This is a genomic window from Mesorhizobium sp. M7A.F.Ca.ET.027.03.2.1, assembly GCF_003999175.1.
Taxonomy (GTDB): domain Bacteria; phylum Pseudomonadota; class Alphaproteobacteria; order Rhizobiales; family Rhizobiaceae; genus Mesorhizobium.
In genome coordinates this window covers 1-2,801 of the sequence record NZ_RZOM01000840.1, presented here as the reverse complement: position 1 = coordinate 2,801, position 2,801 = coordinate 1, and the positions used below count along the sequence as shown (strand labels likewise).

Annotated in this window: 3 protein-coding genes; all 3 read left to right on the top strand. The window is 61.2% G+C overall.

From position 1 onward, the window contains the following. Window positions 1-1,209, top strand: a 1,209-nt coding sequence (fabB, locus tag EN750_RS27780; RefSeq protein ID WP_127398613.1) for a beta-ketoacyl-ACP synthase I, incomplete at its 5' end; no start/stop codon positions are given. A 13-nt stretch (window positions 1,210-1,222) separates the two neighbouring features. Continuing rightward, window positions 1,223-2,035, top strand: a complete 813-nt coding sequence (gene fabI, locus EN750_RS27775) for an enoyl-ACP reductase FabI (protein ID WP_127398611.1) — start codon at window positions 1,223-1,225, stop codon at window positions 2,033-2,035. 206 nt (window positions 2,036-2,241) lie between these two features. After that, window positions 2,242-2,801 (top strand): GGDEF domain-containing protein (locus EN750_RS27770; RefSeq protein WP_145967959.1); only part of this gene is annotated, 560 nt, incomplete at its 3' end.

The window sequence follows — 2,801 nt, the reverse complement described above, 5'->3', positions numbered from 1 at the left end:
GTAGTCACAGGCATCGGCATTGTGTCGTCGATCGGCAACAATGCCAACGAGGTGCAGACCTCTCTGCATGACGCCAGATCCGGCATCAGCTTCTCCGATTCCTTCGCCGAACACGGCTTCCGCTGCCAGGTCTGGGGAGCGCCGACGCTCGATCCATCGGCCATGATCGACCGCCGTGCGATGCGCTTCCTGAGCCAGGGGGCTGCCTGGAACCATGTCGCCATGGATCAGGCGATCGCGGATGCGGGCCTCGGCGAGAGCGACATCACCAATGAGCGCACCGGCATCGTCATGGGATCGGGCGGGCCATCCACCCGCACCATCGTCGAAGCTGCCGAAACGACGCTGAAGAACGGCAGTCCCAAGCGCATCGGTCCGTTCGCGGTGCCGAAGGCAATGTCGTCGACTGCATCGGCGACGCTTGCCACCTGGTTCAAGATCCACGGCGTCAACTACTCGATCTCGTCGGCCTGTTCGACCTCGGCGCATTGCATCGGCAATGGCTATGAATTGATCCAGTGGGGCAAGCAGGACATCATCTTTGCCGGCGGCCACGAGGATCTCGACTGGACGATGTCGGACCTGTTCGACGCCATGGGCGCGATGTCGTCGAAATTCAACGACAAGGCATCGACCGCTTCCCGCGCCTATGACGCCAATCGGGACGGCTTCGTCATCGCCGGGGGCGCCGGGGTGCTGGTGCTGGAAGAGCTTGAGCATGCCAAAGCGCGCGGCGCGAAAATCTATGCCGAGATCGTTGGCTATGGCGCGACGTCGGATGGTCACGACATGGTTGCCCCTTCAGGCGAGGGCGCGGTCCGCTGCATGCGCCAGGCGCTGGCCACGGTTTCCACACCGGTCGACTACATCAACACCCATGGTACCTCGACGCCGGTGGGAGATTCCAAGGAAATGGGCGCGATCCGCGAGGTGTTCGGCTCAGAGATGCCGTATATCACCTCGACGAAGTCGCTGACCGGCCATTCGCTGGGCGCGGCTGGCGTGCAGGAATCCATCTATTCGATCCTGATGATGCAGGGCGGCTTCATCGGCGAAAGCGCCCATATCGAGACCCTCGACCCCGAATTCGAGGGCATGCCGATCGTGCGAAAGCGCATCGACGACGCCAGGATCGACACTGTCTTGTCCAATTCGTTCGGCTTCGGCGGCACCAACGCCACGCTCGTTTTCCAGCGCTATTCCGCATAAGGATTTGCCGGCCATGGACGGATTGATGAAGGGCAAGCGCGGGCTTGTCATGGGTGTCGCCAACGATCATTCGATCGCCTGGGGCATCGCCCGGAAATTATCCGAACATGGGGCGGAACTCGCCTTCACCTATCAGGGTGATGCCTTCGGACGCCGGGTCAGGCCGCTGGCCGACAAGCTCGGCGCCTCGCTGGTCGTGCCGTGCGACGTCGAGGACAGCGATTCTGTCGCGGCCACGTTCGAGACTCTGGGCAAGGAATGGGGCGGGCTGGATTTCGTCGTCCACGCCATTGGCTTTTCCGACAAGAACGAGCTGAAAGGCCTCTACGCCGACACCAGCCGGGACAATTTCGTCCGCACCATGGTGATCTCCTGCTACTCCTTCACCGAGGTCGCCCGCCATGCGGCCACCTTGATGAAGGACGGCGGATCGATGATCACGCTGACCTATGCGGGGTCGGTCCGCGTCATGCCGAACTACAATGTCATGGGCGTCGCCAAGGCAGGGCTTGAGGCGAGTGTCCGGTATCTTGCGAACGACTACGGTCCGCGCGCCATCAGGGTGAACGGCATATCGGCTGGACCGGTGCGCACGCTTGCCGGCGCCGGCATTTCCGATGCGCGCCACATGTTTTCCTACCAGCAGCGAAACTCGCCGCTGCGCCGCACGGTGACCATCGACGAGGTCGGCGGCTCGGCGCTTTATCTGTTGTCGGATCTGTCTTCCGGGGTTACCGGCGAAATCCACTATGTCGATTCCGGCTATCATATCGTTTCCATGCCGACGCTCGACGAATTGAAGCAGACCGACGGCGGACGAGACTAACGCCTTCCGGCCAAAGGTGCGCGACGGTTTTGAAATGGCGGATATTTGAAGACACGAAGCTTAAAGCGCGCCAACTGAATCGTTTCAGCGCCAGGCGCATTGATCCGCTCAAGAAATACTTTCGGTCCAATAAAATTGGATTCATTCGCGGAAACTCATTTTAAGGAGATATCCGCTAGAAAGCCCCGTACTCAGGGGAACTTTCAATGCTCGCCGTCAGCAACCCGAAGCGAACACCGGTGTTCCGACTGCTCACCATAGCGAGTTCGGGTCTCGGCAGTTTCGTCCTCGGGCTCTGGGGCCTGAAGCTCGGTCTCGGCGATGGTTTTGCCGGCATCTCCGCGGACTTGATGGTCCCGGTGATGGCCGCTCTTTGCGCACTGGCGGCGTCGGTCGCCGCGATGTCCTTCTTCGCCGGCGTCGATGAATCGGCGGATTTCGTCTTCACGGAAACCCATTTCGACAAGCTGACCGGCCTGGTGGCACGCCCGGCGATGGTCGGCAAGATTGCCGAGGCGGCATGCGCGACCAGCCGGACCGGCGAGCCGATGTTCCTCATCGATATCGACATCGACCGCTTCAAGCAGATCAATGACGCCATCGGCTACAGCCAGGGCGACGAGTTGATCCGCGCCTTCACCAAGCGCTTGAAGACGTGCGTGCCACCGCGCGCGCTGATCGGACGCATCGGCGCCGGTGAATTCGCGATCCTGCTGCCCGACAATCAAGTCTCAGGGTCCTTGGAAAGCACCATAGAGAGACTCAT